The 14,125-nt window shown below is 64.8% G+C and carries 16 protein-coding genes; 12 read left to right on the top strand and 4 right to left on the bottom strand.

Annotation, left to right across the window (positions count from 1 at the left end):
* Positions 1-51 precede the first annotated feature (51 nt).
* Entirely contained in the window at positions 52-561 is a 510-nt protein-coding gene (locus tag ABFK29_RS16955) for a MarR family winged helix-turn-helix transcriptional regulator (protein WP_005858814.1), read from the top strand.
* 18 nt (positions 562-579) lie between these two features.
* Here ABFK29_RS16955 and hemN read toward each other — a convergent pair whose 3' ends face one another.
* Complete coding sequence (gene hemN / locus ABFK29_RS16960; protein WP_040604550.1) at positions 580-1,935, bottom strand: oxygen-independent coproporphyrinogen III oxidase; 1,356 nt, start codon at positions 1,933-1,935, stop codon at positions 580-582.
* Between the two features lie 65 nt (positions 1,936-2,000).
* On the opposite strand from hemN, the gene fnrL reads away from it, so the two are divergent.
* Positions 2,001-2,747: a transcriptional regulator FnrL gene (fnrL, locus tag ABFK29_RS16965; protein WP_040604551.1), complete on the top strand. Its 747-nt coding sequence runs from the start codon at positions 2,001-2,003 to the stop codon at positions 2,745-2,747.
* A complete protein-coding gene (locus tag ABFK29_RS16970) occupies positions 2,740-3,654 on the top strand; it encodes a PhzF family phenazine biosynthesis protein (RefSeq protein ID WP_232281555.1) in 915 nt (304 codons plus the stop codon). The genes fnrL and ABFK29_RS16970 overlap by 8 nt, the downstream gene beginning before the upstream one ends.
* A gap of 11 nt (positions 3,655-3,665) precedes the next feature.
* Here the strand turns inward: ABFK29_RS16970 and ABFK29_RS16975 are convergent, their stop codons facing one another.
* A complete protein-coding gene (locus ABFK29_RS16975) occupies positions 3,666-4,019 on the bottom strand; it encodes a DUF1428 domain-containing protein (protein WP_005858822.1) in 354 nt (117 codons plus the stop codon).
* 55 nt (positions 4,020-4,074) lie between these two features.
* On the opposite strand from ABFK29_RS16975, the gene ABFK29_RS16980 reads away from it, so the two are divergent.
* Positions 4,075-4,521 (top strand): MarR family winged helix-turn-helix transcriptional regulator, encoded by a 447-nt coding sequence (locus ABFK29_RS16980; protein ID WP_005858824.1) that lies wholly within the window; start codon positions 4,075-4,077, stop codon positions 4,519-4,521.
* A 15-nt stretch (positions 4,522-4,536) separates the two neighbouring features.
* Here the strand turns inward: ABFK29_RS16980 and ABFK29_RS16985 are convergent, their stop codons facing one another.
* The gene (locus ABFK29_RS16985) at positions 4,537-5,379 is read right to left on the bottom strand and encodes a universal stress protein (protein WP_005858826.1); all 843 of its coding nucleotides are present in this window, start codon (positions 5,377-5,379) and stop codon (positions 4,537-4,539) included.
* Between the two features lie 195 nt (positions 5,380-5,574).
* Here ABFK29_RS16985 and ccoN point away from each other — a divergent pair, with 195 nt between their 5' ends.
* The 5 genes from ccoN (at position 5,575) to ABFK29_RS17010 (ending at position 10,684) form a co-directional block, all read left to right on the top strand.
* Positions 5,575-7,185, top strand: a complete 1,611-nt coding sequence (gene ccoN / locus ABFK29_RS16990; RefSeq protein WP_040604552.1) for a cytochrome-c oxidase, cbb3-type subunit I — start codon at positions 5,575-5,577, stop codon at positions 7,183-7,185.
* A 12-nt stretch (positions 7,186-7,197) separates the two neighbouring features.
* Positions 7,198-7,959: a cytochrome-c oxidase, cbb3-type subunit II gene (gene ccoO, locus ABFK29_RS16995; RefSeq protein WP_005858830.1), complete on the top strand. Its 762-nt coding sequence runs from the start codon at positions 7,198-7,200 to the stop codon at positions 7,957-7,959.
* Positions 7,960-7,971: 12 nt separating this feature from the next.
* Positions 7,972-8,157, top strand: coding sequence for a CcoQ/FixQ family Cbb3-type cytochrome c oxidase assembly chaperone (locus tag ABFK29_RS17000; RefSeq protein WP_040604584.1), 186 nt, complete (start codon positions 7,972-7,974; stop codon positions 8,155-8,157).
* A 13-nt stretch (positions 8,158-8,170) separates the two neighbouring features.
* Positions 8,171-9,067: a cytochrome-c oxidase, cbb3-type subunit III gene (ccoP, locus tag ABFK29_RS17005; protein ID WP_005858834.1), complete on the top strand. Its 897-nt coding sequence runs from the start codon at positions 8,171-8,173 to the stop codon at positions 9,065-9,067.
* A gap of 153 nt (positions 9,068-9,220) precedes the next feature.
* Positions 9,221-10,684: a sensor domain-containing diguanylate cyclase gene (locus ABFK29_RS17010; protein ID WP_005858836.1), complete on the top strand. Its 1,464-nt coding sequence runs from the start codon at positions 9,221-9,223 to the stop codon at positions 10,682-10,684.
* A gap of 305 nt (positions 10,685-10,989) precedes the next feature.
* On the opposite strand, the gene ABFK29_RS17015 is transcribed toward ABFK29_RS17010, so the two are convergent.
* Positions 10,990-11,154: a hypothetical protein gene (locus tag ABFK29_RS17015; protein WP_157136475.1), complete on the bottom strand. Its 165-nt coding sequence runs from the start codon at positions 11,152-11,154 to the stop codon at positions 10,990-10,992.
* Between the two features lie 101 nt (positions 11,155-11,255).
* Between ABFK29_RS17015 and ABFK29_RS17020 the strand changes: the two genes are divergently transcribed.
* The 3 genes from ABFK29_RS17020 (at position 11,256) to ABFK29_RS17030 (ending at position 14,111) form a co-directional block, all read left to right on the top strand.
* Complete coding sequence (locus ABFK29_RS17020) at positions 11,256-12,131, top strand: LysR substrate-binding domain-containing protein (RefSeq protein ID WP_005858839.1); 876 nt, start codon at positions 11,256-11,258, stop codon at positions 12,129-12,131.
* A 94-nt stretch (positions 12,132-12,225) separates the two neighbouring features.
* Positions 12,226-13,644, top strand: coding sequence for a cytochrome c oxidase accessory protein CcoG (gene ccoG, locus ABFK29_RS17025; protein WP_005858841.1), 1,419 nt, complete (start codon positions 12,226-12,228; stop codon positions 13,642-13,644).
* A complete protein-coding gene (locus ABFK29_RS17030; RefSeq protein WP_005858843.1) occupies positions 13,644-14,111 on the top strand; it encodes a FixH family protein in 468 nt (155 codons plus the stop codon). Before ccoG ends, ABFK29_RS17030 begins: the two co-directional genes overlap by 1 nt.
* Positions 14,112-14,125 lie beyond the last annotated feature (14 nt).

Below are 14,125 nucleotides of genomic sequence, written 5' to 3' on the forward strand. Positions count from 1 at the left end.
GTACACGGCGATCACTTGACGTCAAGATAAAATTCCGCCACCCCTCCGGCCATGGATCACGTCGACCGCATCAGACAGCAATGGAACACCGAGCGTCCCGACCTGGACGTCGGGCCGATGGTGACGATCGGACGGATGTCGCGCCTGGCCCGGCAGCTCAGGCAGTCTCATGAAGAGGTTTTCGCCAGGCACGGTCTGAACGCGGCGGGTTTCGATGTACTGGCCACGCTGCGCCGGTCCGGACCCCCGCATGCGCTGACGCCCAAGGCGCTTCTGGCCTCGACGATGGTCACGTCGGGGACGATGACCAACCGGCTCGACCGGCTGGCGGCGCAGGGGCTCGTGGAACGCACACCCGATCCCGCGGACGGACGCGGCACGGTGATCCGGCTGACAGAGAAGGGCCACACCGTAATCGACGCAGCGGTCGGCGACCACGTGGCCAACCAGCACCGGCTGCTGGCGCATCTGGGCGCCGACGACCGCGCGGCGCTCGACCGGATCTTCACCCGCTGGCTGGCCGCCCTCGAAGCGGAAGACCCCGAAGGCCGCGCGACCTGAACGCCTGTTCAGGACGGATCAGATCGCCGAGCTGTGTCCGGCCTTGCTCAGGTCGTACGCATCGAAGGCACGGGCGATCATCCGGGTCAGCGGGCGCGTCTTCTCCGGCAGGTAAAGCCCGTCCTCCGTGACCTCCAAAAGGTTGTCGAAGGCGGCGTTCGTATCGCGGAAGATGCGGAACAGCCACTCACGCGAAACGCCGTAATCCGCGACGATCTCGTTCGCATCGATGCGGAAGTCGCACATCAGCGCTTCGATCAGCCGGCCCCGCAACTTGTCCTCGCCCTTGAACGTATGGCCGCGCGACGTCGAGAAACGCCCGTCGCGGATCGCCGCGGTATAGGCCGAGGTCGACGGCGCGTTCTGGGCGTAGCCCTGCGGAAAGCGCGAAATCGACGACGCCCCCAGCCCGATCAGCACCTCGGAGGTGTCGTCGGTGTAGCCCTGGAAGTTGCGCCGCAGCTTGCCGGTCTTCTGCGCGATGGCCAGACCATCCCCCGGTGCCGCGAAATGGTCGATGCCGATCTCGGCGTAGCCGTCCCAGACGAACAGCCGCCGCGCCGTCTCGAACAGGTCGAGCCGTTCTTGCGGGGTCGGCAACATGTCCGACGGGATCATCTGCTGGCGCTTCGCCATCCACGGCACATGGGCATAGCCGTACAGCGCCACGCGATCCGGCGCGAAGCTCAGAAGCTTCTGGACCGTCTCCGTGATCCGCGCACGGGTCTGGTGCGGCAGACCGAACAGGATGTCGGTGTTCAGGCTGGCCACGCCGCGCTCGCGGATCATCTCGACCGCGTGACGGGTCACATCGTAGCCCTGCGGCCGTCCGATCGCTTCCTGAATCTGCGGATCGAAGTCCTGCACCCCGATCGAAGCGCGGTTCATCCCGCCTGCTGCCAGAACGTCGAGCCGTGCCGCGTCGATCTCGTTCGGGTCGATCTCGACCGAGAACTCGGCGTGGTCGGCAAAATCCGCCGTCTCGCGAATCGCGTCGATCAGCCGGGACATCATGTCGGGCGCCAGCAGCGTCGGCGTCCCCCCGCCCCAGTGCAGACGCGACAGTTTGACGCCCGCAGGTAGAGCCCGCCGAAGAAGCTTCAACTCGGCCTTCAGCGTCTCTACATACGCGTCGACCGGTTTGGCCGTCGCCGTGCCTTGCGTGCGGCAGGCACAGAACCAGCAAAGCCTGCGACAGAAGGGAACATGCAGATACAACGATATGTTCCCGCCTTCTGGCAGAGCGCCGATCCACTCGGCAAATCGGTCCGGCCCGACGTCCCCGGCAAAGTGCGGGGCGGTCGGATATGAGGTGTATCGCGGTACTTTGGCGTCAAAGAGACCCAGCCGCGTGAGTTGTGTTCGCATCGCCATACGCGTAGGGTTAGACCCTGTTAGAGAGTGCTACATTGACGCAGATCAAGAGGGGCGATCACGCCATGCTGAACGAGAGAAGTCTGACGGTTCATCAGCAGTGTGACGACTGTCCGATCCGACATCGCGCAGTCTGCGCCCGCTGCGAGTCGGACGAGCTCGAACGGCTGGAAGAAATCAAGTATTACCGCAAGTTCGAGGCTGGCCAGATGGTGATCTGGTCGGGCGACAAGATGGATTTCGTGGGCTCCGTGGTGTCCGGCATCGCGTCGCTGACGCAGACCATGGAAGACGGCCGCACGCAGATGGTCGGCCTGTTGCTGCCCTCCGATTTCGTCGGCCGCCCGGGCCGGGACAATGCTGCCTACGACATTGTCGCGACCACCGATCTCGTGATGTGCTGCTTCCGCAAGACGCCGTTCGAAAACATGATGATGCGCACGCCGCACATCGCGCAGCGGTTGCTCGAAATGACGCTGGACGAACTCGACGCGGCGCGCGAGTGGATGCTCGTGCTGGGCCGCAAGACCGCGCGGGAAAAGATCGCCTCGCTGCTGTCGATCATCGCCCGGCGCGATGCGACGCTGAACATGCGTGGCAGCGACGCCCCCATTGTCTTCGACCTGCCGCTGACTCGCGAGGCCATGGCCGACTATCTCGGCCTGACCCTTGAAACCGTCAGCCGCCAGATGTCGGCCCTGAAGAAGGACGGCGTCATCACGCTGGAAGGCAAGCGGCACGTGACCATTCCGGACATGGACCGGCTGATGCAGGAAGCCGGCGACGATGCGGACGGAGGCATGCTTGCCTGACACGCTGACGTTTTCCACCTGCGACGTCTTCACGACCGAACGTTTCGCGGGCAACCCGCTGGCCATCGTCGAGGGCGCCGGCGGTCTGAGCACGGCGCAGATGCAGACCATCACGCGTGAGTTCAACCTGTCCGAGACGATCTTCGTCATGGCGCCCGAGGACCCGGCCCACACCGCGAAGGTGCGCATCTTCTTCCCAACCGCAGAGATCCCCTTTGCAGGACACCCGACCGTAGGCTGCGCGCTGCACCTGGCCCTGAAGGACGCGCCCGCAGGCCCGTTCCAGACGCGGATCATGCTGGAGGAGGTCGCAGGTCTGGTTCCCGTCGACGTCTGGCGCGACGAAAGCACGGCCTGGGCCGAATTCCAGGCGCCCGTCCTGCCCTTCGCGCCGGACGCGGGCACCGTTCCGGACAACGCGCTTCTTGGCGAGGCGCTTGGGCTCGCGCCGCAGCAAATCGGTTTCGGCGCGCATCGTCCCGGAATCTGGCAGGGTGGTCCGACGTTTCTTTACGTGCCGGTCAGCGACATGGACGCGCTGGCCTCTGCCCGTCCGCTGGAACCGGCATGGTCGACGGTCATGGACCTGGCCGGCGTCGATTCCGCCTATGTCTACACCCCCGGAACCGTCTGCGATTTCCGCGCGCGGGTGTTTTCGCCGGCAGCGGGCATCCCGGAGGACCCGGCGACCGGATCGGCTTCTGCGCTTTTGGCCGCGCAACTGGCCGCCAGCGGTGCGATCGAGGCGGACACCGCCCGGTTTATCCTGCACCAGGGTGTCGAAATGGGGCGCCCGTCGGAAATCGTCCTGACTGTTCACACCGAGAACGGGGCGCCCAGCCGCATCCTCGTGCGCGGCAGTGCCGTTCCCGTCAGCTCAGGGCGGATCGTGCCGCCCGACGCATGACGGGACCGACTTCAGGCCGTTTGGGCAAACACCTGATCGAAGTACCCGTAGACCATGCGCTTGCCGTCGAAGGGCATGGACAGGTCATCCCAGCGCCGGTCGTTGCCAAAGCTTTCATGGCAGCGTGTCGCTGTCGCTTTGTCCGGGAAGACGACCCAGGAGAACACGACCTTCTCGCCCGGTTCCCGCTTCACGGCCATCGGGAAAGAGGTCACCTCCCCTTCCGGGACGTCCTCTTCCCAGCACTCCCAATGCGCCGTGGCACCGTAGTCGCGGAACAAAGGCCAGCTTTTCCCGGCGCTTTCGATGTAGGCCGCCTTGTTCTCCTCCGGAACGGCGACAAGAAATCCCCAGACGTAAGACATGCGATTCCCTCCTGTTGACACGGGCCAGCCTAGAGGGCATTAAGTTGATATCAACATGAAACAGCCGGATTACCAGCTTCCCTACGCAACGACACTGGAGGTGCGCGACCGCTGCCTCTGTTTCAGGACGCAGCGTGCCGCCCGTACGCTGGCGCGCCGCTTCGATGCGGCGCTGAAGCCCGTGGGGCTGTCGAATGGTCAGTATTCCCTGCTGATGTCGCTGAACCGGCCCGAGCCGCCGCGCATGACCGACGTGGCGGATTTCCTTGCCATGGACCGCACGACACTGACGGCCGCGCTCAAGGTGCTGCAACGCCGCGGGCTGGTGCAGACCGCGCCGGACCACAAGGACCGGCGCAATCGCCGCGTGTCTCTGACGCCGGACGGCCATGCGCTCCTGAAGGAAGCGGTGTCGATCTGGCGGGCAGAGCATGACGCACTCGACCGGGAACTGGATATGGACCCGGCCGCCCTGCGCGCCATGATGGAAGGGATGACCTGAAGCGGTCGTCCCCGCTCAATGCGCCATGAACACCGGCAGCGCCGCCTGTTCCAGCATGCTGCGGGTCGCCCCGCCCAGAATCGCCTCGCGGAAGCGGGAGTGGCCGTAGGCCCCCATCACCACAAGATCGGCATCCACGTCGGCGCAATGGCGCAGCAGCACGTCGGACACGCGCGGCATGGTCTTGGACAGCACGTCGATTTCCAGCTTCACACCGTGGCGCGCAAGGTACTGCGACAGCATACCGCCCGGGTCGGAGCGGTTGGGCCCGTGCTTCGGCGGATCGATCACGACGACATGCACCGTCTCGGCCTGTTGCAGCATCGGCATGGCGTAGCGTACGGCGCGCAGGGCCTCGCTGCTTTCATTCCATGCAATCGCGATCCGCTTGGGCTTTGCCTGCATCGCGACGGCGCCACCCGGGGCGACGAGGACCGGCACCTGCCCGTCGAAAAGCGCGCCTTCCACCATGGGCTCCAGCTCGATCCCGCAGCCTTCGCCATAAGGCTTGGGCATCACGGCAAGGTCCGAGAACCGCGCCCGTGCCGCGACGATCCGGCCAAGGTCGGCCAGTTGCGCCACGCCATGATCGACCGCCCAGCGGACGTCGGTCTTGCCAAGCGCAGCACGTGCGGCAGCGGCAAGGCTTTCGCCCTCTGCGGTGGCGCGGGTCAGGGTTTCCTGCAGCACCATCGCGTTGGCGCCAGCGTAGTAATATCCGGTCTGCGTGCGGTCCACGCCGAGGCAAAGCACATCCAGATGCGCGTCCACTGCGGACGCAAGGTCAGCCGCAGCGGCAATGGTGCTGTCCACCAGATCCGCGTCGGTGATGACGGTCAGCAAAGTCTTGTAAGCCATGATAGGTCTCCTGTCCGAGTATGGCCCCACTCTAAACGCCGGAGAATTGCCACACTTTGACCCGGGTCAACCTCGGGCAGCCGATCCATTGATGCAGATCAAGGTCCGCTTTTCCGCCAAACGCCATGAGGGACCCAGTCTAATAACCGCCCAAGCGGTCACTCGAATCGTATGGGTCAGACGAAGGGACGAAACATGACGAACTACCTCAAGCTCATCGTGCTTGGGCTGATCGCGGTCTTCGCCGCGATCGGGGCCAACTTTGCACGTGATGTGGCTTACCTGGTGCACGCGCTCCTCGTGATGGCGATTGCAGCGGGTATGTTTGTCTGGGTTCTGCGGAACACGGACGAGCCGGCCAAGCCCATCGATACAACCCAATACTTCGACAGCGTGATCCGTTACGGTGTGGTAGCGACCGCCCTCTGGGGCGTTGTCGGCTTTCTCGCCGGGACGTTCATCGCCACCCAGCTCGCCTTCCCCGTGCTCAACTTCGACTGGGCGCAGGGATACATGAACTTCGGACGCCTGCGTCCGCTGCACACCTCGGCCGTGATCTTTGCCTTTGGCGGCAACGCGCTGCTGGCAACATCGTTCTACGTGGTACAGCGCACCTCGGCCGCACGGCTCTGGGGCGGCAACCTCGCGTGGTTCGTCTTCTGGGGCTACCAGCTCTTCATCGTGCTGGCCGCGACCGGTTACGTCCTCGGCTCCACCCACGGCAAGGAATACGCCGAACCCGAGTGGTACATCGACTGGCTGCTGACCGTTGTCTGGCTTGCCTATCTCGCCGTCTTCGTCGGCACCATCGTGAAGCGGAAGGAACCCCACATCTACGTGGCCAACTGGTTCTTCCTGTCGTTCATCATCACCGTCGCCATGCTGCACGTGTTCAACAACCTCGCGATCCCGGTCTCGATCTTCGGGTCGAAGTCGGTGCAGGTCTTCTCCGGCGTGCAGGACGCCATGGTGCAGTGGTGGTACGGCCACAACGCCGTGGGCTTCTTCCTGACCGCGGGCTTCCTGGGCATGATGTACTACTTCATCCCGAAACAGGCCGAGCGCCCGGTGTTCTCCTACAAGCTGTCGATCATCCACTTCTGGGCGCTGATCTTCATCTACATCTGGGCCGGTCCGCACCACCTGCACTACACCGCGCTGCCTGACTGGGCCTCGACCCTTGGCATGGTGTTCTCGATCATCCTGTGGATGCCCTCCTGGGGTGGCATGATCAACGGCCTGATGACGCTGTCCGGCGCATGGGACAAGCTGCGCACCGACCCGGTCATCCGGATGATGGTGATCTCCGTGGGCTTCTACGGCATGTCGACCTTCGAAGGCCCGATGATGTCGATCCGCGCTGTCAACTCGCTGAGCCACTACACCGACTGGACCATCGGTCACGTCCACTCCGGCGCGCTTGGCTGGAACGGCATGATCACCTTCGGCGCGCTCTACTACCTGGTGCCGAAACTCTGGAACCGCGAGCGTCTGTATTCGCTCTCCATGGTGTCCTGGCACTTCTGGCTCGCCACCATCGGCATCGTCTTCTACGCCGCCTCCATGTGGGTCACCGGCATCATGGAAGGCCTGATGTGGCGCGAAGTGGATGCCAACGGCTTCCTCGTGAACTCCTTCGCCGACACCGTGGCCGCCAAATTCCCGATGTACGTGGTCCGTGCAACCGGCGGTCTGCTCTACCTCGCGGGGGCTCTCATCATGTGTTACAACCTGTACATGACCGCGCGTCGCGCGCCTGCCGTCGAGGCAAGTGCCGCCGCCGCTCATGCGACTCCGGCCGAATAAGGAGGACCGGACATGAGCATTCTCAAGAAACACGCCATCCTCGAGAAAAACGTCACCCTGCTGGCAGTCTTCGCCTTCCTCGTGGTGACCATCGGGGGGCTGGTGCAGATCGTGCCGCTCTTCTACCTCGAAAACACCATCGAGGACGTGGAAGGCATGCGTCCCTACACCCCGCTGGAACTGGCGGGCCGGGAGGTCTACCTGCGCGAAGGTTGCTACGTCTGCCACAGCCAGATGATCCGCCCGATGCGCGACGAGGTGGAACGCTACGGCCACTACAGCCTTGCCGCCGAAAGCCGGTACGACCACCCCTTCCAGTGGGGCTCCAAGCGCACCGGCCCGGACCTCGCGCGCGTCGGCGACCGCTACTCTGACGAGTGGCACGTCGACCACCTGCGCAACCCGCAGTCGGTGGTGCCCGTGTCGGTCATGCCCAAGTACGGCTACCTCGAAAAGCGCATGCTGGACGAGAACGCCGGCCTCGCGTCGGGCATGCTGGCCGCTGCCGACATCGGCGACATCATGAAGACGAACAAGCTGATCGGCGTGCCCTACACGGACGAGATGATCGAGAACGCGGAAAGCGACTTCATGGCGCAGATCGACCCGGACGGCGACTACGACGGCCTGCTCGAACGCTACGGCGAGTCCATCAACATCCGCAACTTCGACGGCCAGCCGGGCATTTCCGAGGCCGACGCGCTGATCGCCTACCTGCAGATGCTGGGCACGCTGGTCGATTTCTCGACCTTCACCCCCGACGCACACCGTTAAGGAGACATGGACATGGAAACCTATTCCCTCCTCCGCAGCTTCGCAGACAGCTGGGGACTGCTGGCCATGACCGCCTTCTTCGTGGGCGTGGTGATCTGGGTCCTGCGCCCGGGCGCCCGGCGCGAGCAGGACGACGCCGCCAGCATCCCCTTCCGGCATGACGACAGGCCCGCCCCGGCGGACCGGTCCGAGACATAAGGAGGCTCACGCGATGAGCGACGAGAAAAAGAACATCAAGCCGGGACACGACTACGAGACGACCGGCCATTCCTGGGACGGGATCGAGGAGTATAACAAGCCGCTGCCGAAGTGGTGGCTGTACACCTTCTACGCCTGCATCATCTGGGGCGTGGGCTACACCATCGCCTATCCCGCCTGGCCCGGGATCACCGGGTCGACGGCAGGTTTGCTGGGCTTCACCACACGCGGCCAGGTCGCCGAGGAGATCGCCCGCGTCGAGGAGATGAACGGCCCGATCAACGACAAGCTGGCCAGCGTGGATTTGGCCTCCATCTCCACCGATCCGGAGCTTCAGACCTATGCCCGCAACGCCGGCGCGGCGGTCTTCCGGTCGTGGTGCTCGCAGTGCCACGGGTCGGGCGCCGATGGCGGGTCCGAGCCCAACGGCTACCCCAGCCTGATCGACGACGACTGGCTCTGGGGCGGTTCGATCGAGGACATCCACACCACGATCGCCACCGGCATCCGCCAGCCCACGGACGAGGACTGGCTGCGTCAGTCGCAGATGCCCGCCTTCGGCCGTGACGAGCTGCTGGAAAACGACAGCATCGACGCCGTGGTCAACTACGTCATGTCGCTGTCCGGCGATCCGCGCGACCCCAGCCTCGTCACCGAGGGCGAGACGGTGTTCATGGACAACTGCTCCTCCTGCCACGGCGAGGATGCCACCGGCGACCGCACCCAAGGCGCGCCTAACCTGAGCGACGCGATCTGGCTGTACGGCGGCGATTACGACTCGTTGCACGAGACGGTCACGAACGCCCGCTACGGCCAGATGCCGGCTTGGGGACCGCGCCTGTCGGAGGCAGAGATCCGCGCCGTCGCAACCTACGTGCACGGCCTCGGGGGCGGCGAAGCCTCCGAGTAAGCGACTGCCGCGCAAGCGAAAAAACCGCACCCTCCGTCCCCGTGGCGGAGGGTGTTTCCATTCCCGGTTTAGAAAAAATTTGCCCGGTTTGATTTACCAAATGTCAATCGACCTGACGGATATCTGTTCTTGCAGTCACATAGAGTCGTGTCGATGAAACCCATGAACATGCCCGTGCCGATGGAACGGCCGCCCGGAACGGACCTTGTGCAGGCGGTGTTTCAGGTCTGCCACGACGCCGTAGTTTTCACCGATTCAGCCGGCCGGGTGCAGTGGTGCAACCGCCCCTTCGAACGCCTCACAGGCTACCGCCGCGCCGAACTGATCGGCGGCACGCTGGACCGCATCTATGCCGAACAGGAAGACTTCGGCGTGACGCACCCGCTGTCCGGCCCGCGCATGATCAGCGCGGATCACCGCATCATCACCAACTACCTACGCAGGGACGGTTCCCTGATCGAGGCGGAGACATCCGGCTGGTCCTTCCTCTCCACCGAGGGCGCGATCCTCGGCCATATCCGCATCTTCGAGGACTACACCGCCACCAACAGGCTCGTCCGGGTCAAGGACAAGCTGTTCGACGCCGCCACCGACCAGGCCACCAGTCCGGGCGAAAAGGTCGACGCCATGATCTCGCTGGCGTGCGAATTCCTGCACATGCCGGTGGGGCTGGTGGGGCTGGTCCGCGATTCCAACCTGCTGGTTCACAAGGCGAAATCGACGCTTGCGCCGATCCCGATTGGAACGCTCTTCCCGCTGGAGGAAAGCGATTGCCGGATCGCCCTGGCGGGCGACGTTCCGTTCGAAACGCACAGCACCGAAATGGCGCAGAAGCACCCCCTCCTGCCGGACATCGGGCTCAGGACCTATATCGGCGTGCCGCTGGTGGTGGGCGGCGAACGGATCGGCACGCTCAGCTTCCTGAACCCCCTGTCCCGCGCCGGCTTCACCAGCGCCGAGCGGCAGTTGATCTCGGACTTCGCGCGCTTTGCCGCGCAGCAACTGGCCCAGGAACGCCAGATCGCCGCGCTGGAACGCGCGGCCACCCAGGACTGGCTGACCGGCGCGGGCAGCAGCCGCCAGTTCCGCCACGACATCGAAAACGTCTTCCGGACCGTGCGGCGCAACGACGCGCAGGCCAGCCTGATCCTGATCGACGTCGACCACTTCAAGTCGATCAACGATGCCTACGGCCACGACATGGGCGACCGCGTGCTGACGAACGTCGCCCGCAGCCTCGAAACGGTGATCGGCGCCAACCGGCGTCTCTACCGCGTGGGAGGAGAGGAATTCGCCGTGATCCTTCCGGGAAGCTGCGCCGACAGCGCGGCGATCATGGCGGAACAGATGCGGCAGCGGCTGGCAGAGGCGCCCGATCTCGCATCGGACATGCCCAGCGTAACCGCCAGCTTCGGCGTGGCCGAGCTCGACCCCGACATCACCAGCCAGGACGCCTGGGTGAAATGCGCGGACATCGCGCTTTATGCGTCGAAGAACAACGGCCGGAATCAGGTGACCAGCAACGGCAGCATCGCCGGGGTCGCCCTGCCGGACGAACTCTGGCGCGAGGTGCAGAAAAAACATGCGAAAACGCGCAAGCAGAGCATCACGATTTGACTCAGGTCAAGGCTCTGCACTGCGGCGCAGGTATGATGGATACATAAGCTTCGGGGCCCTCCCCCCGAACGCGAAACACCCGGCGGCAAGGCCGGATGTATGGCGCTGGTGTCCTGTCCTGTTCGCGCGTTTCCTGGGACACCGGCGCCCTTTTCTTTCCCGATCATGCCAACACCGGGCAGCCCCTGCGGTTGGCGCGCATTCACCAGAACAGCAGCCCCGGCGCATGCCCTTTGGGCAGCGTGCGGGCCGAGCGGATGCGCCCGTCTCGGGGCGCCGCCCAGCGGGCGAGGTAGGCGACGGGATCAATCATCGTATCCCCTCCGTGTGCCTGCGTGGTGGCGGAAGGGCAGATCCTCCTCGGTCCACCGCAGTTTCGGCAAGGGTTCGTGCCGGTCCCGGGACCGGGCTGCCGGCCGCGCGCCCTGAAGGGTGGCCAGCATTGCTGTGCGTGCAAGAATATTGAACATGTCGCGTCTCCTGTGTGCGCCGTTTCGATACACAATACTTGACGCTCTCCATCGATCCATGCGAGCCACGAATATATTCCTCATGTAAGCCTATCTTAAATATGCATTGGTCCCGCCTGCCCTCCCTCGCCGCGCTACGTGCCTTCGCCGCCTATGCCGAGACCGGCTCTGTCAGCGCCGCAGGGGACACGCTCAACGTCAGCCACGCGGCCATCAGCCAGCAGCTTCGCGCGCTTGAGGCGCATCTGGGCCTGGCCCTGCTTGACCGCACGGGCCGCAAGATGGCCCTCACCGCAGACGGCGACACGCTGGCGCGCACCCTGCGCGAAAGCTTTGGCCAGATCGCCACCACGCTTGAGGCGCTGACCGGCGCCGACGCCGACCGCCCGCTGCTGATCTCGACCACGCCGACCTTCGCCTCCGGCTGGCTCTTGCCGCGGCTGGCCAGCTTCCGCGCCGAACATCCGGAGATCAACCTGATGATCGACCCCTCCGCGGACGTGCGCGGGCTGGAACCGGGCGGCATCGACATGGCGCTGCGCTACGGCAACGGATCATGGCCCGGCCTCCAGTCAGAGCTTTTCGTACGCTCTCCCATCGTGGTCGTGGCCGCGCCGGGGCTGGTGGGCGACCGGCCCATCGAAAGCCCCGCCGACCTCTCGCACCTGCACTGGCTGCAGGAATACGGCACCAACGAAGCCACAAGCTGGTTCGCCCAGTTCGGGATCGAGCGCGACAGCGGCCTGGGCTTCACCTCCCTGCCCGGCAACATGATGCTGGAAGCGGCACGGCAGGGTCAGGGCGTGGCGATCCTCGCCCGGGTCTTCGCCGAACCCGACATCGCCGCCGGACGCCTGCGCCTGCTGTTCGAGGACACGCGGTCCAAGGGCTACTGGATCGTCACCCGGCCCGGCGTTCCAAGGCCGCCGCTCAAGGCATTCCTGCGCTGGCTGCAGCGCAATGCCGAGAAAAGCTAGATCACAGATTCAGAAATTGATGCAGGTCAAGGAGGCCAGCGGGGCGGTCTGTGAAAAGACCACTCAAACAGGCCTTTAACGGAGCGATTCCCCCGTGTCCGACACCCAACCGACTTCCCTGTACGCAGGCCGCGAACCGATCTTCCCGCGCCGCGTCAGCGGCAATTTCCGCAATCTCAAGTGGATCATCATGATCGTCACGCTTGGGATCTACTACGTGACGCCATGGATTCGCTGGGACCGCGGGCCGCAATTGCCCGACCAGGCCGTGTTGATCGACCTCTCGGGCCGCCGCTTCTTCTTCTTCTGGATCGAGATCTGGCCGCATGAATTCTACTTCGTCGCGGGCCTGCTCATCATGGCGGGCCTCGGGCTTTTCCTCTTCACGTCCGCGCTGGGGCGGGTCTGGTGCGGCTACGCCTGCCCGCAGACCGTCTGGACGGACCTCTTCATCCTCGTCGAACGCTGGGTGGAAGGGGACCGCAACAACCGCCTCCGCCTGCACCGCCAGAAGAAGCTCGACTTCCACAAGGCGCGTCTCAGGGTCACGAAGTGGACGCTGTGGCTGCTGATCGGGCTGGCCACCGGCGGCGCGTGGGTCTTCTACTTTGCCGATGCGCCGACATTGCTGCGCGACCTCGTGACGCTGAACGCCCACCCCGTCGCCTACACGACGATGCTGATCCTGACGCTGACCACCTTCTTCTTCGGCGGCTTCGCCCGCGAACAGATCTGCATCTATGCCTGCCCGTGGCCGCGCATCCAGGCCGCCATGATGGACGAGGACACGCTGACCGTCGCTTACCGCGACTGGCGCGGCGAACCACGGGGCAAGGGCAAGGCCCGCGACACCCTCGGCGACTGCATCGACTGCAACGCCTGCGTGAACGTCTGCCCCATGGGCATCGACATCCGCGACGGCCAGCAGATGGAGTGCATCACCTGCGCGCTCTGCATCGACGCCTGCGACGACGTGATGGCCAAGATCGGCAAGCCGCGCGGCCTGATCGACTACCTCGCCCTGTCGGACGAGCCGCGCGAGCGTGCGGGCAACACCCCGCGCCCGATCTGGCAGCACGTCTTCCGGGTCCGCACGATGATGTACACCGCGCTCTGGAGCCTCGTCGGCATCGGCTTGGTCTTCGCCCTGTTCGTCCGGCCCGATATCGAGATGACCGTCGCCCCGGTCCGCAACCCGACCTTCGTGGTGCTCTCGGACGGCTCGGTGCGCAACACCTACGACATCCGGCTGTTGAACAAGCATGGCGAGGATCGGCCCTTCCGGATCACCCTGAACGGCAGCGATTTCCTGCGCATCCAGCTTGAGGGCAGCCCCTACGAGACGGTGACCGTCCCGGCGAACGAAACCTACCTGCTAAAGGTCTTCGTCGTGGCGCCCAAGGGGTCCGCTCCGGCCGACTCCGAACGCACGGAGTTCCGTTTCTGGGTCGAGGACCTGACCAACGGCGACCGCGCCCACAAAGACACCATCTTCAACGGGAGGGCCAACTGATGGCCGACGTCCGCAAGGAATTCCGCCTCACCGGCTGGCACGTGCTGGCAGGCTTCGCCGCAGCCTTCGGGATCATCATCGCCGTGAACATAGCGTTGGCCGTCAACGCGGTGCGCACCTTCCCCGGGCTTGAGACGGAGCACTCCTACATCGCCTCGCAAACCTTCGACGTCCGCCGCGCCGCGCAGCAGGCGCTCGGCTGGGATATCTCCGCCAGCCACGCCGACGGGCTGCTGGTGCTGAAGATCGTCGACGACAAGGGCCTCCCGGTGCAGGCTGCCAAGATGGACGTGATCCTCGGCCGCCCGACCCACCAGAAGGCCGACCGCGTGCCGCAGTTCCGCTGGGACGGCACCGCATATGTCGCGCACGAGGAACTGGAGAAGGGCAACTGGGATCTCTGGATCAAGGCCACCGCGATGGACGGCACGGCCTTTGAACAACGCCTCGAAATGTATCAGCCCTGAGCCGCGAAAGCCTT

The organism is Sagittula stellata E-37, assembly GCF_039724765.1.
Classification (GTDB): Bacteria; Pseudomonadota; Alphaproteobacteria; order Rhodobacterales; family Rhodobacteraceae; genus Sagittula; species Sagittula stellata.

Coding starts and splice junctions, on each gene's coding strand:
- ABFK29_RS16955 (WP_005858814.1), top strand. CDS start 52: ATGGATCACGTCGACCGCATCAGACAGCAATGGAACACCGAGCGTCCC.
- hemN (WP_040604550.1), bottom strand. CDS start 1,935: ATGGCGATGCGAACACAACTCACGCGGCTGGGTCTCTTTGACGCCAAA.
- fnrL (WP_040604551.1), top strand. CDS start 2,001: ATGCTGAACGAGAGAAGTCTGACGGTTCATCAGCAGTGTGACGACTGT.
- ABFK29_RS16975 (WP_005858822.1), bottom strand. CDS start 4,019: ATGTCTTACGTCTGGGGATTTCTTGTCGCCGTTCCGGAGGAGAACAAG.
- ABFK29_RS16980 (WP_005858824.1), top strand. CDS start 4,075: ATGAAACAGCCGGATTACCAGCTTCCCTACGCAACGACACTGGAGGTG.
- ABFK29_RS16985 (WP_005858826.1), bottom strand. CDS start 5,379: ATGGCTTACAAGACTTTGCTGACCGTCATCACCGACGCGGATCTGGTG.
- ccoN (WP_040604552.1), top strand. CDS start 5,575: ATGACGAACTACCTCAAGCTCATCGTGCTTGGGCTGATCGCGGTCTTC.
- ccoO (WP_005858830.1), top strand. CDS start 7,198: ATGAGCATTCTCAAGAAACACGCCATCCTCGAGAAAAACGTCACCCTG.
- ABFK29_RS17000 (WP_040604584.1), top strand. CDS start 7,972: ATGGAAACCTATTCCCTCCTCCGCAGCTTCGCAGACAGCTGGGGACTG.
- ccoP (WP_005858834.1), top strand. CDS start 8,171: ATGAGCGACGAGAAAAAGAACATCAAGCCGGGACACGACTACGAGACG.
- ABFK29_RS17010 (WP_005858836.1), top strand. CDS start 9,221: ATGAAACCCATGAACATGCCCGTGCCGATGGAACGGCCGCCCGGAACG.
- ABFK29_RS17015 (WP_157136475.1), bottom strand. CDS start 11,154: ATGTTCAATATTCTTGCACGCACAGCAATGCTGGCCACCCTTCAGGGC.
- ABFK29_RS17020 (WP_005858839.1), top strand. CDS start 11,256: ATGCATTGGTCCCGCCTGCCCTCCCTCGCCGCGCTACGTGCCTTCGCC.
- ABFK29_RS17030 (WP_005858843.1), top strand. CDS start 13,644: ATGGCCGACGTCCGCAAGGAATTCCGCCTCACCGGCTGGCACGTGCTG.